This is a genomic window from Curtobacterium sp. UNCCL20, from assembly GCF_900101675.1.
GTDB lineage: Bacteria > Actinomycetota > Actinomycetes > Actinomycetales > Microbacteriaceae > Curtobacterium.
Genome location: NZ_FNKG01000001.1, coordinates 879,711 through 898,600, shown reverse-complemented (window position 1 = coordinate 898,600; position 18,890 = coordinate 879,711). Strand labels below are relative to the sequence as shown.

Genomic DNA, 18,890 nt, shown 5'->3' with positions numbered 1-18,890 from the left:
CGGTGCGACGCGGACGCACGGGCGGCCTGGAGGCGCGGGGCGGGGCCGCCACGTGCCTCCAGGCCGTCAGGTGGGTGCGTCCGGTGCGCTAGTCGCGAGACGGGAGCAGGTGGATCGCCTCCATGGCGAGTTCCGCCGCGATCGGGTCCTTCGCGACGACGGCGTCCCTGAGCTTCGCGAGCTCCGGCAGGACCACGTCGGCCGGCACGAGCTCGGCGAGTTCCGGCACGCGCAGCTTGAAGGCCAGGCCGTCCGTGGTCGACTTGCAGAGCTGCTCGAGCGACGGGTTCCCGCAGTGGTCGGCCCACATCGCGTAGATGTCGGCACCGTTCTGCGCGACCTCGCCCTGGTGCTGCTGCTGGACCTGCGCGGTGACGTCGTCGAGCATCTTGACGACCTTCTTGCGCTGCCCGTCGGTGAAGCGGGGCGTTGCGAGCCGTGCGACCCCGCCGTAGATGACACCCAGCGTGCGGTACGCGTCGAGGAGTTCGTCCTTGGTGGGCGCCGCGACCCGGGTGTACCGGTTCGGTGCCATCTCGATCAGGCCGGCGCGGGCGAGCTCCGCCAGCGCCTCGCGGATCGGGGTCCGGGAGACGCCGAGCCAGGCGATCAGGTCGTCGTCGTTGAGACGCTCCCCGGGCTCGAGCGTGCCGTCCATGATCGCGTCCCGGATCTTGTCCTGCACGGTGTCACGGAGGAGCTTCCGCTCGGCTGCGGGCTGCGTCGAAGGAACTGGCATGCGCCCAGCGTGTCACATGTCGGCTGCCGAACGCGACAGGCGCGACGGCCACCACGCACGCCGGCCGAGGTCGTACGCCAGGGCGGGCACGAGCAGGGAACGGACGACGATCGTGTCGAGGAGCACACCGAACGCGACGATGAACGCGATCTGCGCCAGGAACAGGATCGGGATCACGCCGAGGGCCGCGAACGTCGCCGCGAGGACGACACCCGCCGAGGTGATCACGCCGCCCGTGACGCCGAGACCGCGGAGCACGCCCTCACGGGGACCGTGCCGGAGCGCCTCTTCCCGGACCCGGGTCATGAGGAAGATGTTGTAGTCCACCCCCAGCGCCACCAGGAACACGAACGAGTACAGGGGCACGGACGGGTCCGCTCCGGGGAAGTGGAACACGTGGTCGAACACCAGCGCGCCGACGCCGAGCGCAGCCGCGAACGACACGATCACGCTGCCGATGAGGACGAGCGGGGCGACGATGCTGCGGAGCAGGAGCATCAGGATGAGCAGGATCACGACGAGCACCACCGGGATGATCACCGACCGGTCACGGATGCCGGTGTCGTTCGTGTCGACCGCGGTGGCCGTCACCCCGCCCACGATCGCACCGGGGTCGACCCGTTCGACCGCGCTGCGGAGGTCGCGCACGGTCTGCTCGGCCGCGTCGGAGTCGGCGGCGTCGGTCAGCGTGGCCTCGAGCAGGACGTCGCCACGGGAGACCGTGGGGGTCGCCCCGGCGTCACCGCCCGACTGCCCGCGGGACGCGATCGGGACGGTCCCCGACGGAGAGTCCTTCGATGCGGCCACGACACCGTCGACGCCGTCCACCGCGGTGATCGCCTGCACCAGGTCGTCCGCCTTCGACGCTGACCCGATGACCTGCGCCGGACTGCCGGAGCCGCCCGGGAAGTGGTCGGCGAGCACGTCCTGGCCGTCCCGCGCCTGCGAGCTGCCGATGACGAGGTCGCTCTGCGGGACACCGTCGGCCTTCAGCCCGACGAGCCCCGTGCCCATCGCGAGGAGCGCCACCGTGCAGACGATCCAGACCGTCCGCGAGCGCCGCGCGACGAGCCGGCCGACCCGCGCCCAGACACCCCGGGCGTCGGGCCCGGTCAGGACGGGGTGCGCGCTGCCGAACGCCGGACGGAGCGGCCAGAACGCAGCGCGGCGGAACGCGAGGAGCAGCGCCGGCAGCAGCGTGAGTGCGGCGAGGAGGCTGAACGCGATGCCGATCGCCGCGACCGGGCCGAGCGCCTTGTTCGAGTTCAGGTCGGACAGCAGCAGGCAGAGCACGCCGACGATGACCGTCCCACCCGAAGCGAGGATCGGCTCGAGGCTGCCCCGGAGCGCGGCCCTCGTGGCCTCCCAGCCGGTGCGGTGGTCGCGCAGCGCCTCACGGAAGCGCGACGTGTAGAGGAGCGCGTAGTCGGTCGCCGCACCGATGACGAGGATCGACAGGATGCCCTGCACCTGCCCGTTCACCGTGACGATGTCGGCCTTGGCGAGCCACCACACCACGAGGATCGAGGCGCAGAGGGCGAAGGTCGCGGTGCCGAGCACGAGGATCGGCAGGAGCGGTGATCGGTAGACGATGATGAGGATGACGAACACCGCGGCGAGCGCCACTCCGAGCAGGATGCCGTCGATCCCGGCGAACGCCTCGGTGAGGTCGGCCGTGAAGCCCGCCGGCCCCGTGACGTACCCCTGCACACCGGAGGGCAGCGCACGGTCGACGTCCGCGCGGATCGCCTCGACGGCGCTCCCGGTGTCGGCGGCCTTCGTCAGCGTGGCCACGACCTCGACCGCGTCGCCGTCCTCGCTCGGGATCACCGGGCTGACGGCCTGGACGTCGTCCCGGTCGGACAGCGTCGCGGTGAGTGCCGTGGCGGCCGTCTGGTCGGATGCGGTCAGTCCGCCGTCGCGCTCGAGCACGATGATCGCCGGCGCCCCCGACTCCGCGCGGAACTCGGACGACCGTTCCTGCACCTTGGTCGCGTCGGCCGAAGCGGGCAGGAACGAGGTCTGGTCGTTGGTCGAGACCTCGGAGATCTTGCCGAAGAACGGACCGCCGACGGAGGCGATCGCGAGCCAGGCCACGATGACGAGCGCGGGGAGGACGATGCGGAGGAAGCGGGACACGACCGTGAGCGTACTCCAATCGTCAGCATGCTGATTACTAGACGATCGCGGAGATCTCTCGCCCGTAGACTCCGAGCATGAACGACGCCCCGGACGGATGGCCCCTCGGCCGACTCCTCTCGGCGGCGGCGCGGGCGGTCGAACGCGACTGGGACGAGCGACTCCGGGCGATCGGCCTGCCGCACGCCGCGCTCATCGCGATCGACATCCTGATCCGGACCGGTCCCACCGGAGCCGACACCCTGGCCCGGACGGCTCGCGTCCAGCCGCAGACCATGTCCCGCACGCTCGAGCGGATGGAGCGTGACGGCCTCGTCGAGCGCTCGCCGCACCCCGAGGACCGTCGCCGCCGCATCGTGACGGTGACCGAGCACGGCCGGCAGGCGTGGGAGACGGCTCGGCACATCGAGCGCGACGTCCTGCCGGACGACCCGGCGCTGCGCGATGCCCTGACCGCCCTGCTGACCCGAGGCACCAGTCGGAGTCCTGGCATCTGATATACAAATACGGTATGGTGGGACAGTCGGTATCAGGACCGACCTGACCGCCAGGAGCCCCGATGTCCGAGCGCCGTGCCGCCCGTCTCGCCCACCTCGCCGATCTCGCTGCCGAGGGCGCCCCGGCACCGGTTCGGAAGCGGCGACGGAAGCGGCCGTTCCTCGTGGCACTGCTCGCGACGCTCGGCTCGCTCGTCGGCGTCGCCGCGGTGATCGCGATCGTCGCCAGTGTCTTCGTCGGCGGCCTCGCCCGGAGCTACGACGCCGGCAAGGACGTCATCGCGGATCCGTTCCCCAGCGGATCACGGCCCGCGGCGTCGACCGGTGCCGAGAACATCCTGCTCATCGGCTCGGACTCCCGTGCCCAGGACGACCCCGACGGCGACCGGGTCGGGGGCGGTCGCTCCGACACCCTCATGCTCGCGCACGTCCCGGCGGACAAGCGGGGCGTGTACCTCATGTCGATCATGCGCGACTCGTGGGTCGACATCCCCGGACACGGCACGGCGAAGATCAACGCCGCGTACTCGTGGGGTGGCGTGCCGCTGACGGTGCAGACGGTCGAGCAGCTCCTCGACGTCCGGATCGACCACGTCGCCGAGATCGACTTCCGGGGGTTCAAGGGCATGACGGATGCGCTCGGCGGCGTCAGCGTCCGGTCGACGGAGGCGTTCACCGCGCGGGGCGGCGAGCAGTTCACCCGGGGCGCCAACCAGCTCGACGGCGACCGGGCACTCGCCTTCGTCCGCGAGCGCTCCGCGTTCGCCGACGCCGACCACACGCGCGTCCGGAACCAGCAGGCGTTCATGCGCGGCATCGTGGAGGGCGCCCTCTCGCGGGACACCCTGACGAGCCCCGGTCGCATCCAGGACTTCGTGGCCGCCGTCAGCGAGCACCTCTCGGTCGACGCCGGGCTGGACTTCCGGACGCTCGTCGGCCTCGGGTGGTCGCTCCGGGACATCCGCGCGTCCGACCTCCACACCTTCACGCTGCCGACGGCGGGCGGCGGGACGTCGACGGACGGACAGTCCTACGTCGCGCTGAACACCCTCGAGGTGCAGTCGCTCTCGCAGTCCCTCCGCAGCGACGACGTCGCCCGGTGGCTCGCCGACAACCCCCGGTGAGTCGCACGCACAGCAGGACCCCCGGGACCGTTCGGTCGCGGGGGTCCTGCTGTCGGATCAGCGTGGGCGATCAGGCCGGGAGCTGCAGCACCTGACCGGCGTACACGAGGTTCGCGTCGTCGATGCTCGAGGTGTTCGCGGCCCAGAGCTTGTTCCAGCCGCCGTCGATGTGGAGCTTCGTCGCGATGCTGTCGAGCGTCTCGCCCGACACGATCGTGTAGGTCTTGCCGCTCGTCTTCACCGGCGCCGGCTTGCTCGGCACGGCCGGCTTCGGTGCGGCCTGGGTCGTGCTCGGCGCCGGCGTGGCAGCTGCCGGTGCCGACTGCTGCGGGGCGGCCTGCTGGGGAGCAGCGGCCTGCGGAGCAGCGGGTGCCGGGGCGGCCGGGGCGGCCGCCTGGGGAGCGGCGCCGGCGGTCCCGCTCAGGCCGAGCTTCGCGGAGCAGGCCGGCCAGGCGCCCCAACCCTGCGAGGCGAGGACACGCTCGGCGACGGCGATCTGCGCCGAACGGCTGGCCGCGGCCGGGTTGCCCGAGCCGCCGTTTGCCTGCCAGGTGCCGAGGGTGAACTGCAGACCGCCGTAGTAGCCGTTGCCGGTGTTGATGGCCCAGTTGCCGCCGGACTCGCACTGCGCGAGGGCGTCCCAGGTCGAGCCGGATGCTGCGTTGGCGGGCGCTGCCGCGAGGCCGACACCGGTCGCGGCGATGCCTGCGAACGCGAGGCCACCGACGATGGTGCGAGTACGAGAAAGCTTCTTCATGGTTGATTGCTCCACCGGGATCACGGGCCCCGTGTCGGTACGACACCGGGTCGCCACTGCCCACCCCGACCGATCGCGGTCATGTTGTGGGGTGCGCCACCGGGGGCAGTGGACTCGTGCCGGCGGCGCCTCGGTCGGCCACCATAGGAAACTCTTGACCGTTATCAAACCGAGACAAACGGTTCTACCCAGCGGTGCTACGTCCCCCGCAGAGAAACCTGTACGTGTCGATCCCCACGGGCATGCGGATGGTGCCGTCCCCCGGAACGGCACCTTGACAGTTCCCTGGCAATGGCGGACGGGAGGCGCGTGGCGACGCCGCCTCGCGCCTCCCGGACACCGTGTCGCTCAGTTCCGGGACAGGAGGGTCACGGCTTCGAGGTGCCCCGTCTGCGGGAACATGTCGAGCACGCGAGCGCGCCGCAGACGCAGCGACGGCATCCGCGCGAGGTCCTTCGCCAGGGTCACCGGGTTGCAGCTCGAGTAGACGACGTGCTGCACGTCGGACTGCTCGAGCCAGGTCGACAGCTGCTCGCCGATCCCCCGCCGGGGCGGGTTGACGAGGACCAGTTCGGGGACGCCACCGGGACGGGTGCGGAGTGCGTGCTCGGTCGCGTCGTCCGCGGCGAACCGCAGGCCCTCGAGTCCGGCCTCACGCGCGGACTGCTTCGCCGAGCGGATGGCCTCGCGGCTCGTCTCGATGCCCGTGACCGAGCGCCCCGGGCGAGCGGCGTGCAGGGCGAATCCGCCGACGCCGCAGTACAGGTCCCACATCGACGCCGGCGACACCTCGTCGATCCACGCCGAGGCCTGCGCGTACAGCTCGGTGGCCACGTGCGTGTTCGTCTGGAAGAAGCTCTGCGGGCGGAGGTGCGTCGTGACCGGGCCGAGCCGCATCGGCAGGGTCTCCTGCTCGGTGAGCACGACCTCGCGCTCCCCCTCGGTGACCGCCTTGTGCTCGGGCAGCAGGTTGGCGGTGACGACGACGGCGTTCGGCAGGACACTCCGCAGTGCGTCGAGGTGCTGCCGGAGTCGTGGGAGCTGCCCCTCCGACCGCAGGACGAAGCGCACCATCAGGTCGCCGTCGGGTGACTCCGTGACGAGCACGTACTTCAGTTCCCCCAGGCGGGCCGAGACGTCGTAGGGGATGAGCCCCGCATCCGCGATGAACTGCGCGAGGATCGGCAGCGCGCGCTGGATGCCGGGCGTGCAGATGCCGCAGTGCCGGAGGTCCACACCGCGCTGCCGGTGGTCCAGGATGCCGACCGTCGGGTCTTGCACGGTCCCGCCGACGACCATCTTCGCCTTGTTGCGGTAGCCCGACTCCGGACTGGTGATCGCAGGCAGCCACTCGACCGAACCCGGCCCCCCGGCGGCGTCGACGGCGGCGTGCAGGAGCTCCCGCGTCCGGAGCTCCTTGTCGAGGACCTGGTCGGCGTACGGCTGCCCCATGAGCGTGCACGAGCGGCACACCCCGCGGTCGAAGTAGTCGCACTGCATGGCTGGGTCAGGATACGGCAGCGACCCGCTCGGCACGTCCGCTCCGCAGGGGTCGACGAGCACCGACGGCCTCTCCGAGCGCCCGTTCGTAGGCAGCGCAGACCCCGACCCACGTGTAGGACGCCCGTGCACGCGCCGTGACGGCGGTCCGGAGCTCGTCCTGCCGCGCCGTGTCGCCGAGCAGCGCGAGGACCGCGTCGGCGATGGCGTCCGGGTGCGGTGCGACGAAGGTCGTCCCGGTGTCGGCCAGGACCTCCCGGTTGTAGACGGTGTCCCGGGCGATCGTCGGTGCGCCGCAGTGCATCGCCTGCACGAGGGCGGGGTTCGTCCCTCCGACGCTGTGCCCGTGGAAGTAGGCGCCGGCGTGCTGCCACAGCGCGAAGAGTCGCCCGTCGTCGGCCACGTGACCGAGCCAGTGGACGTCGCGGTTCTGCGCCGACAGGTCGCGTGCCCGGTCGTCGAGTTCGCCGCCGTAGCCGCTCGATCCCACGATGACCACCGGGTACTGCTCGGCGATCCGCTCGGCGGCGGCGAGGAACTCCGGCACGGTGTTCTCCGGGACGAACCGGGCGACGACGAGCGCGAACGGCCGGCCCGTGAGGTGCTGGTCGTCGTCGTGCAGCGCCGAGGCGGGGGCCTCGGTCCCGCCGTACGGGATCACCACTCCGCGTTTGCCGAAGACCCGCGCCCAGTAGTGCCCGATGGCGTCGGCGTCGAAGACGAGCCGGTCGGCGAACCGCGCGGTGAACCGGGCTCCGGTCCGGAACGCCGACTTCGCGAACCGACCCCACTTCGCCCGTTCCCACTCGATGCCGTCCACGTTGACCACGGTGGGGATGCCCGCCAGACGCAGCAGCGGCAACCAGAACCCGTTCGCGCAGTTCATCACGAGCGCCACGTCGGGGCGCCGTCGGATGGTGTCGAGCACCGCGGACAGTCCGTACGTCAACGTGGAGAGCGACTTCGACTCCAACCCGCGGGTGGATCGTCGGGTGATGCGGGTGTCGATCGCCGGGTCGCCGGGACGCTCGTGCCCCGGACGGCCGTAGACGGTCACGTCCCAGCCTTCGTCGGCGAGGTGCGGCGCGATGTGCCGCACTGCCGTCTCGAAGCCGCCGTAGTACGACGGGTAACCCCGCGTCCCGATGATCGCCACTTGTCCGGGCATGGCCACTCCTCCGTCGTCCTGATCACTGCAATGAAATACTACATTGGAGTGTGCAGTTCCGGAAGAGGGCGGGTCAGTGTGCCGCGGCGTCCGTCGTGGTCGTGGCGATGCGGAAGACCGAGGTGGTCGCAGCGAGGAACAGCGTCGTGCCGTCCTCCCCGCCGAAGCAGAGGTTCGCGACCGTCTCCGGCACGGGGATCTCACCCGACCGCGCGCCGGACGCGTCGAACACGACCACGCCGCGGCGCGAGGACGACCAGACGTTCCCGTCCACGTCGACGCGGATGCCGTCGGGCACCCCCTCGTCGGGTCCGAGCCGGGCGAACACGCGGCCGTTCTTCAGCCGGGCGCCGTCCCGGTCGTAGGCGCGGATGACGGGCTCCTCGGCGGACGAGCTCGCGACGTAGAGCACCCGCTCGGACGGGTCGAACGCCAGGCCGTTGGGCTCGTCGAGGTCGACCGCCACCGGCCGGAGCCCTTCGCCGTCCGGACCGCACCGGAAGACCCAGTGGTCGCCGTACTCGCGCTCGCCCGGGTGTCCTTCGCGCGGCTGCGTGATGCCGTACGCGGGGTCGGTGAACCAGACGCTCCCGTCGCGTGCCACGACGACGTCGTTCGGTGAGTTCAGCCGCACCCCGTCCCACGTGTCGACGACGGGTGTGACGACGCCGTCCCGGTCGCGCTCGACCCGCCGCTGGCCGTGCGAGCACTGCACGACGCTGCCGTCCCGGTCGAGGGTGCGGCCGTTCGTGAACTCCACGCCCTCGGCGTACGCGTCGACGCCACCCGTGTCGGCGTGCCACTGCAGGATCCGGTCGCCCGGGATGTCGGACCAGCGGAGCGTGCGGGTCGTGGGGATCCAGCACGGCCCCTCAGCCCAGGTGCTGCCGGACGCGATGCGCTCGAGCGCTGACGGATCCGGGACGAGGTCGGTGAACGGCATGTGCTCTCCATGGCGGCGTTGTCGGCGGTCGGCTGCGGCTCGCACCTTACTCGTCGGCCTCGGGCACGCCGGAGTCCGACGACGAGCCACTCGCGGGCTCGTGCAACCAGGCGTCCGCCACGAGTCGGCCGTCGCGGGTCGGGAGAGCGGCGCGCACCGCGTCGCGATCGAGCGGGTCGCGGAGCGCTCGGACGAGCGCCGTTGCGAGCCGCTCCGGGAGCCCGGACGGATCCGCGTCCACGACCTCGTGCCCGTGCGCGTCGAGCCAGGGCGCCAGACCGGTCTGGTCCGTGGTGACGACCGTCAGCCCGGCGGCGAGGGCTTCCTTGATGGGGAGACCGATCTGCTCGATCCACCGGCCGTCGGGCACGGACGGGGCCACCAGCACGGCGCCCGACGCGAGCACCGTGCCGGCTTCGCCGTGCGGCAGCCGCCCGAGCACCCGTCGACTGTCCGGGCGGAGCGCTGCCCACGCCTCGAGTTCGGCCTGCAGCGGCCCGGGACCGACGATCGACAGCCGCGCGCCCGGTAGCGCCGCCTCGACGGTCGACCACGCCGCGGTGAGCCCCCGCAACCCCTTGCGCGGCTCGAGGACCCCGAGGAACACGCACGAGAGCGGCTCACCGCGGACCGGTGCGTCGTGGGCACGTGGGAGCTCGAGGGTCGTGCGCTGTTCGACGCCCGAGAGGAACGGCAGTCGGGCGTAGGCGATCCGAGCGGCATCGCTCGCGAAGCAGATGCGGTCGAGGGTGAGGCGCGCGACACCCCCGATGAGGAGCGCGACGGCCCGGACGACCCACCCGGGAACTCGACGGCGTCCGCCGACCAGGGTCGCGAGGTCGTTGTTCTCCATCGCGTACGTGACGACGCGGTGCCGCCGACGCCGCAGCACGCCGGCCGCCGTGAAGCCCAGCACGAGCGCGACGTGCTTCGGCCAGAAGCGGATCCAGTACGGCTCCGGGACCTCGAGCGTCGTGGCTCCGGTGCGCAGGAACCGTCGCAGCGCCCCCACCATCGTGAAGCGCTGGACGCCCGCGGCGAGCGGCGTGCCCGCGAGGTCGTAGTTCGTGTCGAGGTACAGCAGCTCCGCAGGGGTCCCGAGCCGGTGACGTTCCATGTGCGCAGCCCGGAGTTCCGGGACGATCCGCATGCTCGTCGCCGGAACGGGCCGGAGCCGCTGCTCTCGATCGGTCACGGCTGTCTCCTGTCGATGGTGCTGGTCGATGACATATCTCATGCTATACAATACACTGAACCCGACAGAAGGAGCAGCGATGACCGTGTTGATCACCGGAGCCGGCGGCATGATGGGGTCCCACCTCGCCGAACTCCTCCTGAGCGACGGGGACGACGTGATCCCGACCTCGCTCCACCCCACCATCGACCTCTCGACCGTGGACCCCGCCGTGCGGTTCCGCGAGCTGGACGTCCTCGATCGGCAGGCCGTGACGGCGTCGATCGCAGAGCACCGACCGACGGTCATCCACCACCTCGCTGCGCAGAGCCTGCCGACGGTGTCGTGGTCGGATCCGTGGACGACGATGCGGGTGAACTCCGAGGGCACGATCAACGTGTTCGAAGGGGTCCTCGACGTCCGACGGCAGGACCCCGCGTACGACCCGACCGTCGTGGTGGCGTGCTCGTCGGCGGAGTACGGAGCGAGCCTCACGCCCACGAACGTCCCGGTGACCGAGGACACCCCGCTGCTCCCCCTGCACCCCTACGGCGTCAGCAAGGTCAGTCAGGACCTCCTGGCGTACCAGTACCACGCGAACCACGGGATCCGGGCCGTCCGTGCACGCATCTTCAACTGCACGGGACCCCGGAAACGCAACGACGTCGTCTCGGACTTCGGCCGGGCAGTCGTCCGAGCCCTGCACGAGGGAACGCCGGTCCGCCACGGCAACCTCGAGACCCAGCGCGCGATCATCGACGTGCGCGACATGGTCCGGGCACTCCGCGACCTCTCGCTCGCCGGCCACCCCGGCGAGGTGTACAACATCTGTGCCGACGGCGCCCACCGCATCTCCGAAGTGCTGGAGATGTACTTCCGCGCCGCGGGGCAGACCCTTGCGACAGCGGTCGATCCAGCCCTCCTGCGTCCGTCGGACGAGGCCATCATCTTCGGGGACACGTCGAAGATCCGGTCGCACACCGGCTGGCGTCCGGAGATCGCACTCGAGACGACGGTCGCGGACGTCCTCGCGTTCGAGGAAGACCAGTACGCGCGAGGTGTGCGGTGATCGACCTCCTGTTCTCCGACCCGATCCCGGTCGTGCAGCACCACTACCAGCGACAGCTCCACGACGTCTTCGCGAGCGGTGGGGGCTCCGCGACCCAGGCAGCGTGGTCCCGTCCGGTCGAGGGACTCCCCGGTGCCCTCGGCAAGGCGCGCATGCTCGCGAACGCGGTCCACAACCTCCGGCACCAGCGCGCCGAGCGACAACCGGTCCTCCAGGCGTGGCCGAGCCTCGGCCTCCTCGAGACCCGGCTCTGGTCGTCGCCGAACGGCACTCGCTACGTGATGCTGCACGACCCCGCTCCGCTCCGCCGTCAGTACGGGCACTCCGAGCGGTCTCGTCGCTGGGCAGCCGCCGCCCCCGCGGAACACCGACCGACGGTCCTCGTCTCCAACGACAACGCCTTCGCGATGGCCCGCCGGGCACTTCCGCACCACCGGATCGAGAGCGTCCTGCACCCGATGCTCCGCACGCAGCGCTCCGTCGAGAAGACCGCACGGCCGTCGATCCTCGTCGCCGGTCAGTACAAGCCGGCCCGGAACGTCGAGCTGCTCGCCGCGCTCGGACCGCGCCTCCGCGCCCGCGGGTGGGAGACGTCGATCGTGGGGCGGGGCTGGCCCGAGATCGACGGCTGGAGGGTCGAGGACCGGTTCGTCGCGGAGCACGAGCTCGAGCACCTCCTCGGCCGCTCGTGGGTGCACCTGTTGACGTACCGGCAGTACTTCCAGTCCGGCGTGTCACTGCGAGCCGTCGAGATGGGCACGCCGACGGTCGGCGAGGACACCGACTTCCTCCGCGGGCTCTTCGGGGCCGGGCACCCCGGTCTCGTCTCCACGGGCGGAGACGCCACAGCGTACGAACGTGCGATCGAAGCCGTCATCGACGGCGCGGGCCCGTCCCTCGAGACCGTGCAGGCTGACTACTTCGACCGCTGCAGGGAGAGCTGGCTCGTGGTCCGCTGAGGCTCACGCTCGGTCGACGATCCGCTGCATGGCACGTGCCGCGCCGCTCGCGTCGCCACCGGCGACCGCACGCGCGACGACCAGGTGGAGCCCGACGTCGTGCGCGTCGGGGCGGATGCCCGCGCGCTCGTCGAGCGCCCGGGCGACCACGCGGTGCAGGCGTCCGTACATCGCGTTCCCGGAGAGCTCCAGGACCAGTCGGTGGACTTCGCGGTCTGCCTGGAGGAACGTGGCCGCATCGTCCGGACCGGTGGCGGCGTCGAGACGGTCGGCGGCGGCGAGCAGCGCCTCCAGGCCGTCACGGTGCGACGAGTCGGACGCGCGCCCGGCGGCTGCCGCGGCCGCCACCGGCTCGACGGCGCGCCGGAGCGCGCGCAGTTCGCCGAGGACGACCTCACGCTCCGGACCGGCGAGCCGCCATCCGATCACGCGTGGATCGAGCACGTCCCACTCCGATGCGGGCAGGACCCGGAGCCCGACGCGACGGCCCGCACTGAGCAGGCCGAGCGCGACGAGGACCCGGACCGCCTCGCGGACGATGCTGCGGCTGGAGCCGGTTCGGGAGACGAACCCGTCGATGCTGTCGCGGTGCCCGGCCGGGAGGGACCCGTGGACGATCGCGGAACCGAGTCCGTCGAGCACCCGGTCGAAGATCACCGCTGGGCGACCGGGCTGACCACGAGCTCGTCGACCCGCATGTGCGACGGGGCCCCGAGCACGAAGGCGACCGAGCGCGCGATGTCCTCCGGCTGGAGCATGACCGCGCGCGCGGCCTCGTCCGGCACCGAGGGCCGCTGGTCGAGGAAGTCGGTGGCGACGTCGCCGGGGCACAGGTGGGTCGCTCGGACGCCGTGCCCGGCCTCCTGCTGGTTGAGCGTCCGGACGACGGAGCCGAGCGCGGTCTTCGACGCCGAGTAGGCGACCCCGGCCCCCGGTTGGAATGACCAGCCGGCGTACGAGGACACGACCACGACCACGCCACCGGAGTCGCGCAGGGCCGGCAGTGCCGCATCGACGACCGTGACGACGGCGGTGAGGTTCGTGTCGACGATCGCGCGGAAGTCCGGCAACGTCTGGTCGTCCCACCGACGCTTCGGGCTGTTGCGCCCGGCCGCGAGGACGAGCCCGTCGAGCCGCCCGTGCCGCGCGAGCAGTGTGGCGCGCGCGCCGGCCACGGCGTCCGGATCGTCCACGTCGAGCGCCAGCGTGTCCGCGGAACCGCCGTCCCCGCGGATCGCGTCCGCCACCGAGGTGAGCCGGTCGGCTCGGCGTCCGCTCAGCACCACCGTCCACCCGTCACGGGCGGCCGCGCGGGCGCTCGCCGCCCCCATGCCGCTGCCGCCGCCGGTCACCCAGAGCACTCGTCCGTCCGTCATGCGGGAATGGTATGCCTATTACAGCGCGACCGAGCCGCGGCCGCACCGACGACGGGAGCGACGATGCACCTCGACCTGACTGACCGCGTGGTCGTCGTGACCGGGGCCGCACGCGGCATCGGCGCCACGATCGCAGCGCGGTTCCACGCCGAAGGGTGCCGGGTCGTCGCGCTCGACCTGGCCTTCGACGAGCCAGCTGACGACGACCACCAGCCCACCGCCGAGGAGAGCACCGGTGCGCCGATCGACCGGGTCCGCTGCAACGTCGCCGATCCCGCATCGGTCCGGTCCGCGGTCGCCACCGTCGTTGCGCGGCACGGCACGATCGACGTCCTCGTGAACAACGCCGGCATCAACGTCGACGGCACGGTCGCCGAGCTGCAGTGGGACGCCTGGCGCCGCTGCATGGACGTGAACCTCGGTGGCACGTTCCTGATGAGCCAGGCCGTCGCCCCCGTGATGCAGGCGGCCGGCCGCGGACGGATCATCAACGCAGCCTCGTTCGCAGCGATCGTGCCGAGCGTCGGGAGCGCCGCCTACGCGGCATCGAAAGCCGCCGTCGTGTCCTTCACGCGGGTGCTCGCGTCGGAGCTCGGCCCGTGGGACATCACCGTGAACGCGTACGCGCCCGGGATGGTGCCGACCGCGATGAACGGCTTCGCGACGATGCCCGCCGAGGCCCAGGACCGGCTGCTCGACACCCTGTCCCTGCGGCGGTGGGAGGCGCCCGACGACGTCGCCGACCTGCTCGTCTTCGTCGCGAGCGACGCCGCGGGGTACATCACCGGGACGCTGCTGGACGTGTCCGGGGGCAAGTTGGCGACCCAGATCCCGGCGCGGGCACACGGGCGCTGACCGCCCGGCCACGGTCGAGCACCCCGTGGACGCGCACTGCCCGTCCGGGGTCAGGTCCGCTGTCCGTCCGGGGTCTGGTCAGCTGTCCGTCCGGGGTCAGGTCCGCTGCCCGTCCGGGGTCAGTCGTCCGTCGTCGTCACGACACGACGGGCCCCGTCGCCACTCCGGAACCAGGCGTCGGCGGCACGGAGGTCGTCGGGGACGCCGATGTCGAAGAACGTCCCGAAGCACGCGGTGAACGGCGGCCGCAACTCCGGTACCCGGGGCTCCATGACGTCGCGCTCGAACGACAGGAACGAGTCCGCGGGGAACGACTCGACGAACCGTCGGCGCATCGCGTAGACGCCGGCGTTGATCATCCCCGGACCGCTGGGGCCCTTCTCGCGCAGTGCGGTCACTCGTCCGTGCTCGATCGCGACCCCGCCGAAGCGCCCGACGTCCGGTACCGAAGCGAGGGCCATCGCGAACTCGGCGTCGTCGAGCGCTCCCACGAGGTCCCGGAGCGGAGCGCCGACGAAGGTGTCCCCGTTCATCACGACGAAGCGGTCCTCGAGGAGCGGGAGCGCGTCCCGGACGGCTCCGCCGGTTCCGCTCGGAGCCGCCTCGGTCGCGTAGCGGATCGGCACACCGGAGTACGTCGAACCGAAGTGGTCGCGGATCACGTCGGCGCGGTGCCCGACGAGGAGCACGAAGTCCGTGGCCCCTGCGCGCAGACAGTCGTCGAGGACCCACTCGAGGAACGGTCGCCCGGCCACCGTCGCCATCGGCTTCGGCGTGCCGTCGGGGATCACCCCACGGAGCCGGGTGCCGAGGCCCCCTGCGAGCACCACCACCTGCATCAGCGCACCGCCCTCTTGACCGGCCACGACTCGACACCGTGGTGCGTCACGTGGGCACCCGTCACGGTGCCGCCGCACTCCGACTCGAGTGCACGCGCCACCTCGAGTCGACGTTCCGGGTCGACGACGAGCATCATGAAGCCCCCGCCTCCGGCCCCCGAGACCTTCCCGGCGATCATCCCGTGCCGTGAGGCGACGTCGTGTGCGCGTTCGATGGCGGCGTTGCTGATGCTCGTGGCGGTGCGCTTCTTCGCGAGCCACCCGTCGTTCAGGCTCGCGGCGAACTCCGGGACGTCGCCGACGAGCAGGGCGTTCTTCATCCGCTCGGCCTCGGCCCGGACGGCGTGGGTCGCAGCGAGCGCGTCTTCGCGCCCCGCGACGACGTTCCCCTGCTGTTGCTCGATGACCACGGCGGAGTCACGGGACACCCCACCGAAGTAGAGCAGGAGCGACGCCTCGAGCTCCGCGTGCACGGCACGCCGGATCCGCAGCGGGTTCACGACGACACGGTCCCGGTCGGCCTCCATGTAGTTGAACCCGCCGAAGACCGCGCTGTACTGGTCCTGCCATCCGCCGGCGAGGCCGAGTTCCACCCGCTCGATCTCCCAGGCTGTCCGAGCGAGTTCGTACTGTCCGAGGCTCGCGCCGAGGAACTCCGCCATCGCCTGGACCATCGCGACGACGAGCGCCGAGGACGAGCCCAAGCCGGACCCCGGGGGTGCGTCCACCTCGGTGGCGAGCCGAACCGCCACGTCGCGGCCCCCGTTGTGATCACGGATCATGCGCCGGTACACCGCGACGTGGAGTCCGAACTCGCCCAGCAGCGTGTCGAGGTCCGAGTGCGCTGCGCGGCCGGTGCACTGTCGGTCCGGCGAGTGGAACTCGACACCGGCCGGCGCCGGTGAGACGGTCGCGTAGGCGTACCGGTCGATCGTGACGCTGAGGACACGGCCGCCGAAGTCCTCGGAGTAGGGCGACACATCGGTGCCGCCGCCGCCGAGACCGAGGCGGAGCGGGGCGCGACTGCGGATTGCGTTCATGTGCAGATTCCGTTCGGGTGGCTGTCAGCGATCGACGCGGCGAACGCGGCGAGGGTCGGGAACGAGGAGGAAGCGGACGGATCGTCCGCGCCGATGCGCACCGTGCGGCACGAACCGGTGTAGCGCGCGAGTTCAGCCCCCATCGCGATGTCCGAGTCGGAGTCGCCGACCATGACCGAGCGAGCAGGGTCCACCTCGGGGTGCTCGGCGAGCCAGCGCAGAGCCAGCCCGGGGAGTGGTTTGCGGCACCGGCACGATCCGGACAGGTGCGGGCAGACGAGGACGTCGTCGATGCGTCCGCCGGCGACCGCGACCCGAGTGGTCATCGCGGCGTGGACCGCGTCCACGGCCCCGGCGGTCATGAGTCCGCGGCCGATTCCCTGCTGGTTCGTGACGATGACGATGCGCGGCGCCCACCGCGCGAGTGTGGCGAGTGCACCGAGGACCCCGGGGAGGAACTCGAACTGGTCGACGTCACGGACGTAGTCACCGTCGATCCGGCGGTTGACCACGCCGTCACGGTCAAGGAAGAGCGACCACATCGGCGGACTCGACGGCGCAGGAACGCTCGGCGGGGAGGGAGTACTCGTCGGCGAAGAGCACGTGCTCGACCCGCTCGGAGATCGCGTGGACGAACACGATGTGCGACTCCTGGATGCGGCCGGTCTCGTCCGACGGGACACGGAGCACGATGTCCGCGTGGGTGGCGAGTGCTCCGCCACCGGCTCCGGTCATGGCGACCACGGCGACACCGTTGACGCGTGCGGTCTCCGCGGCGCGGACGATGCTCGGCGAGTTGCCCGACGTGCTGATCGCCACGAGCACGTCACCCGGACGAGCCGAACCCGCCAGTGCGCGTGCGAACACGCTCTCGTAGTCGTAGTCGTTCGCGACCGCCGTCATGTGCGAGGCATTCCCGTGCAGCGCTTCGGCCGCGAGGGGCGGCCGGTCGAAGATGAAGTGGCCGCTCAGTTCCGCGGCGAAGTGCTGCGCGTCTGCCGCACTGCCACCGTTGCCGCAGAAGTAGACGCGGCCGCCGTTGCGGTACGTGGCGACCATCGTCTCCGCCACGGCGTCGGCCGCATCGAGCAGGGCCCGGTCCTCGAGCACTCGCTCCTTCACCGCGATGGTGTCGCGGAAGATCCGTTCCATGCTGCGCATCGGGTTGCCTCTCGTTCGCGCACCGGGAGTGGGTGCAGAACGATGCTACCGCTTCGCAATATCACATGCAAGTATTTCACATCACAGGTGGTAGGAGAGCATTCGCTCCAGGAGCGCTCCGAGCGCCCGGCGGTCGGCCGCCGGCAGCCGGTCGGTGAGCGGCAGGAGGGCGTAGCGGATGGCGGCCTCGAGTGAGCGGGCGACGTCGTGCCCCGCGGGCGTGAGCACGACGTCGACCGCGCGGGCGTCCTCGGCGTTCGGCTCCCGCGCGAGCAACCCCTTCGCCGACGCGCGTGCGACGAGCCCGGTCATCGTCGACTTCTCGAGCCCGAGGTACTCCGCGAGGTCCCCGATCCGCAGGCGACGGTCCCGCAGGATCGCAAGCACGCGCAGCTGGGTCAGCGACAGCCCGGCGTCGGCGGCGATGCCGGTCAGTGCCCCCATGGTCCGGAACGCCGTCTCGCCCAGCGCATCGACCAGCCGCGCGTCCTCGCTCATCTCCTGCATGCACCGAGCCTAGTTGACGAACTTCGTAGTGCGAACTAGTTTGGTTCGTACTACGAAACAACTGGAGGACACCATGCACGCAGCAGTCGTCACCACGTTCGGCGAGGCACCGACCTGGCAGCCCTTCGCGGACCCGACGCCGACGGACGGCGAGGTGGTCGTCGACGTCATCGCGGCCGGCCTCCACCCCCGGGTCCGCTCGCAGGCAGACGGGTCCCACTACACGAGCGAGGGTGCGCTCCCCCTGATCCCCGGCGTCGACGCGGTCGGACGCTTCCCGGACGGGTCCCTGCGGTACTTCGCCGTCGCGAGCGACTCCCGCGGCACGATGGCCGAGCGCGTCGCCGTCGACCCGCGCGCGAGCGTGGTGCTGCCCGACGGCGCCGACCCGGTAGCGGTCGCCGCGGGCGCCAACCCGGTGATGTCCTCGTGGGTGGCACTCCGTCGGCGGATCACGTTCCGACCCGGCAGTCGCGTCCTCGTGCTCGGGGCCACCGGCGCCTCCGGGACGGCAGCCGTGCAGGTCGCGAAGCACCTCGGTGCCGGGCACGTCGTCGCGAGCGGACGTGACGTCACCCGCCTCGACGCACTCACCGGGCTCGGCGCGGACGTCGTCGTCCCGCTCGGCGACGTCGAGGCCCTCGGGCGAGCGGCGGCCGACGTCGACGTGGTCATCGACTACGTCTGGGGCCAGCCCGCCGCGGACGTCATGCGGTCGATCGTCACGGCCCGGTCCGATCGCGGTCGACGGCTCGACTGGATCGCGATCGGTTCGACGGCCGGCCAGGAGGCACGGATCCCCTCCGCCGCGCTGCGTGCGTCCGGCCTCACCATCGTGGGGAGCGGCCAGGGATCCGTCGGTCGCTCCGCGTTCGTCGCGGAGCTGCCCGGGATCGTCACGGCGATCGCGGACGGGACGATCCGGGTGGACGCGACCGCCGTGCGGATGGCGGACGTCGCGTCGGCGTGGGCCGGACAGGGCGGGCAGGGCGCGGGCAGAGTGGTGCTCGCAGCCTGAGGCCAAGCGGCTTCCCTGTTCGGCT

At 71.6% G+C, this 18,890-nt stretch carries 20 protein-coding genes; 6 read left to right on the top strand and 14 right to left on the bottom strand.

All coding sequences use genetic code 11. The annotated features are described in order from the left end of the window. Positions 1-88: 88 nt before the first annotated feature. Together BLT36_RS04460 and BLT36_RS04455 are read right to left on the bottom strand one after the other, a co-directional pair. Complete coding sequence (locus tag BLT36_RS04460) at positions 89-739, bottom strand: GntR family transcriptional regulator (protein ID WP_092092284.1); 651 nt, start codon at positions 737-739, stop codon at positions 89-91. A gap of 12 nt (positions 740-751) precedes the next feature. Beyond that, positions 752-2,878 carry an MMPL family transporter gene (locus tag BLT36_RS04455; protein WP_092092282.1) on the bottom strand — a complete coding sequence of 709 codons (2,127 nt, stop codon included), beginning with the start codon at positions 2,876-2,878 and terminating at the stop codon, positions 752-754. A 77-nt stretch (positions 2,879-2,955) separates the two neighbouring features. Here BLT36_RS04455 and BLT36_RS04450 point away from each other — a divergent pair, with 77 nt between their 5' ends. Further along, on the top strand, positions 2,956-3,375 hold the full coding sequence (locus tag BLT36_RS04450; protein ID WP_092092280.1) for a MarR family winged helix-turn-helix transcriptional regulator: 420 nt from the start codon (positions 2,956-2,958) through the stop codon (positions 3,373-3,375). Between the two features lie 62 nt (positions 3,376-3,437). Continuing rightward, a complete protein-coding gene (locus BLT36_RS04445; protein WP_092092278.1) occupies positions 3,438-4,499 on the top strand; it encodes an LCP family protein in 1,062 nt (353 codons plus the stop codon). Positions 4,500-4,569: 70 nt separating this feature from the next. Here BLT36_RS04445 and BLT36_RS19110 read toward each other — a convergent pair whose 3' ends face one another. From BLT36_RS19110 to BLT36_RS04420, 5 genes are all read right to left on the bottom strand, one after another. Continuing rightward, entirely contained in the window at positions 4,570-5,256 is a 687-nt protein-coding gene (locus BLT36_RS19110; RefSeq protein ID WP_092092276.1) for a LysM peptidoglycan-binding domain-containing protein, read from the bottom strand. 348 nt (positions 5,257-5,604) lie between these two features. After that, positions 5,605-6,756 (bottom strand): 23S rRNA (uracil(747)-C(5))-methyltransferase RlmC, encoded by a 1,152-nt coding sequence (rlmC, locus tag BLT36_RS04435; RefSeq protein ID WP_092092274.1) that lies wholly within the window; start codon positions 6,754-6,756, stop codon positions 5,605-5,607. A gap of 7 nt (positions 6,757-6,763) precedes the next feature. Beyond that, positions 6,764-7,924 (bottom strand): glycosyltransferase, encoded by a 1,161-nt coding sequence (locus BLT36_RS04430; protein WP_092094311.1) that lies wholly within the window; start codon positions 7,922-7,924, stop codon positions 6,764-6,766. 73 nt (positions 7,925-7,997) lie between these two features. Further along, positions 7,998-8,867 carry an SMP-30/gluconolactonase/LRE family protein gene (locus BLT36_RS04425; RefSeq protein ID WP_092092272.1) on the bottom strand — a complete coding sequence of 290 codons (870 nt, stop codon included), beginning with the start codon at positions 8,865-8,867 and terminating at the stop codon, positions 7,998-8,000. A 46-nt stretch (positions 8,868-8,913) separates the two neighbouring features. Then, positions 8,914-10,062 carry a glycosyltransferase family 4 protein gene (locus tag BLT36_RS04420; RefSeq protein ID WP_139166361.1) on the bottom strand — a complete coding sequence of 383 codons (1,149 nt, stop codon included), beginning with the start codon at positions 10,060-10,062 and terminating at the stop codon, positions 8,914-8,916. 79 nt (positions 10,063-10,141) lie between these two features. On the opposite strand from BLT36_RS04420, the gene BLT36_RS04415 reads away from it, so the two are divergent. Continuing rightward, entirely contained in the window at positions 10,142-11,110 is a 969-nt protein-coding gene (locus tag BLT36_RS04415) for a GDP-mannose 4,6-dehydratase (protein ID WP_092092268.1), read from the top strand. Beyond that, positions 11,107-12,069, top strand: a complete 963-nt coding sequence (locus tag BLT36_RS04410) for a glycosyltransferase (protein WP_092092266.1) — start codon at positions 11,107-11,109, stop codon at positions 12,067-12,069. The genes BLT36_RS04415 and BLT36_RS04410 overlap by 4 nt, the downstream gene beginning before the upstream one ends. 3 nt (positions 12,070-12,072) lie before the next feature. On the opposite strand, the gene BLT36_RS04405 is transcribed toward BLT36_RS04410, so the two are convergent. After that, positions 12,073-12,726, bottom strand: a complete 654-nt coding sequence (locus BLT36_RS04405; RefSeq protein WP_092092264.1) for a FadR/GntR family transcriptional regulator — start codon at positions 12,724-12,726, stop codon at positions 12,073-12,075. Beyond that, complete coding sequence (locus tag BLT36_RS04400; protein WP_175529481.1) at positions 12,723-13,445, bottom strand: SDR family oxidoreductase; 723 nt, start codon at positions 13,443-13,445, stop codon at positions 12,723-12,725. The genes BLT36_RS04405 and BLT36_RS04400 overlap by 4 nt, the downstream gene beginning before the upstream one ends. Before the next feature lie 63 nt (positions 13,446-13,508). Here BLT36_RS04400 and BLT36_RS04395 point away from each other — a divergent pair, with 63 nt between their 5' ends. Continuing rightward, positions 13,509-14,300 carry an SDR family NAD(P)-dependent oxidoreductase gene (locus tag BLT36_RS04395; protein WP_092092260.1) on the top strand — a complete coding sequence of 264 codons (792 nt, stop codon included), beginning with the start codon at positions 13,509-13,511 and terminating at the stop codon, positions 14,298-14,300. Positions 14,301-14,419: 119 nt separating this feature from the next. Here the strand turns inward: BLT36_RS04395 and BLT36_RS04390 are convergent, their stop codons facing one another. From BLT36_RS04390 to BLT36_RS04370, 5 genes are all read right to left on the bottom strand, one after another. Then, complete coding sequence (locus tag BLT36_RS04390; protein ID WP_092092258.1) at positions 14,420-15,166, bottom strand: sugar phosphate nucleotidyltransferase; 747 nt, start codon at positions 15,164-15,166, stop codon at positions 14,420-14,422. Beyond that, positions 15,139-16,179, bottom strand: a complete 1,041-nt coding sequence (locus BLT36_RS04385; RefSeq protein WP_092092256.1) for a GHMP family kinase ATP-binding protein — start codon at positions 16,177-16,179, stop codon at positions 15,139-15,141. Before BLT36_RS04385 ends, BLT36_RS04390 begins: the two co-directional genes overlap by 28 nt. Further along, entirely contained in the window at positions 16,176-16,691 is a 516-nt protein-coding gene (locus tag BLT36_RS04380) for a D-glycero-alpha-D-manno-heptose-1,7-bisphosphate 7-phosphatase (RefSeq protein WP_217638259.1), read from the bottom strand. Before BLT36_RS04380 ends, BLT36_RS04385 begins: the two co-directional genes overlap by 4 nt. 10 nt (positions 16,692-16,701) lie before the next feature. Next, on the bottom strand, positions 16,702-17,331 hold the full coding sequence (locus BLT36_RS04375; protein WP_217638258.1) for a D-sedoheptulose-7-phosphate isomerase: 630 nt from the start codon (positions 17,329-17,331) through the stop codon (positions 16,702-16,704). A gap of 90 nt (positions 17,332-17,421) precedes the next feature. After that, a complete protein-coding gene (locus tag BLT36_RS04370; RefSeq protein ID WP_092092250.1) occupies positions 17,422-17,847 on the bottom strand; it encodes a MarR family winged helix-turn-helix transcriptional regulator in 426 nt (141 codons plus the stop codon). Between the two features lie 73 nt (positions 17,848-17,920). Here BLT36_RS04370 and BLT36_RS04365 point away from each other — a divergent pair, with 73 nt between their 5' ends. Next, positions 17,921-18,865: a quinone oxidoreductase family protein gene (locus tag BLT36_RS04365; protein ID WP_092092248.1), complete on the top strand. Its 945-nt coding sequence runs from the start codon at positions 17,921-17,923 to the stop codon at positions 18,863-18,865. Positions 18,866-18,890: the final 25 nt, after the last annotated feature.

Bases quoted from the DNA above. Each gene is read 5' to 3' on its own strand.
- BLT36_RS04460 (WP_092092284.1), bottom strand. From the start codon at position 739: ATGCCAGTTCCTTCGACGCAGCCCGCAGCCGAGCGGAAGCTCCTCCGT.
- BLT36_RS04450 (WP_092092280.1), top strand. From the start codon at position 2,956: ATGAACGACGCCCCGGACGGATGGCCCCTCGGCCGACTCCTCTCGGCG.
- BLT36_RS04445 (WP_092092278.1), top strand. From the start codon at position 3,438: ATGTCCGAGCGCCGTGCCGCCCGTCTCGCCCACCTCGCCGATCTCGCT.
- BLT36_RS19110 (WP_092092276.1), bottom strand. From the start codon at position 5,256: ATGAAGAAGCTTTCTCGTACTCGCACCATCGTCGGTGGCCTCGCGTTC.
- rlmC (WP_092092274.1), bottom strand. From the start codon at position 6,756: ATGCAGTGCGACTACTTCGACCGCGGGGTGTGCCGCTCGTGCACGCTC.
- BLT36_RS04430 (WP_092094311.1), bottom strand. From the start codon at position 7,924: ATGCCCGGACAAGTGGCGATCATCGGGACGCGGGGTTACCCGTCGTAC.
- BLT36_RS04425 (WP_092092272.1), bottom strand. From the start codon at position 8,867: ATGCCGTTCACCGACCTCGTCCCGGATCCGTCAGCGCTCGAGCGCATC.
- BLT36_RS04415 (WP_092092268.1), top strand. From the start codon at position 10,142: ATGACCGTGTTGATCACCGGAGCCGGCGGCATGATGGGGTCCCACCTC.
- BLT36_RS04400 (WP_175529481.1), bottom strand. From the start codon at position 13,445: ATGACGGACGGACGAGTGCTCTGGGTGACCGGCGGCGGCAGCGGCATG.
- BLT36_RS04395 (WP_092092260.1), top strand. From the start codon at position 13,509: ATGCACCTCGACCTGACTGACCGCGTGGTCGTCGTGACCGGGGCCGCA.
- BLT36_RS04385 (WP_092092256.1), bottom strand. From the start codon at position 16,179: ATGAACGCAATCCGCAGTCGCGCCCCGCTCCGCCTCGGTCTCGGCGGC.
- BLT36_RS04375 (WP_217638258.1), bottom strand. From the start codon at position 17,331: ATGGAACGGATCTTCCGCGACACCATCGCGGTGAAGGAGCGAGTGCTC.
- BLT36_RS04370 (WP_092092250.1), bottom strand. From the start codon at position 17,847: ATGCAGGAGATGAGCGAGGACGCGCGGCTGGTCGATGCGCTGGGCGAG.
- BLT36_RS04365 (WP_092092248.1), top strand. From the start codon at position 17,921: ATGCACGCAGCAGTCGTCACCACGTTCGGCGAGGCACCGACCTGGCAG.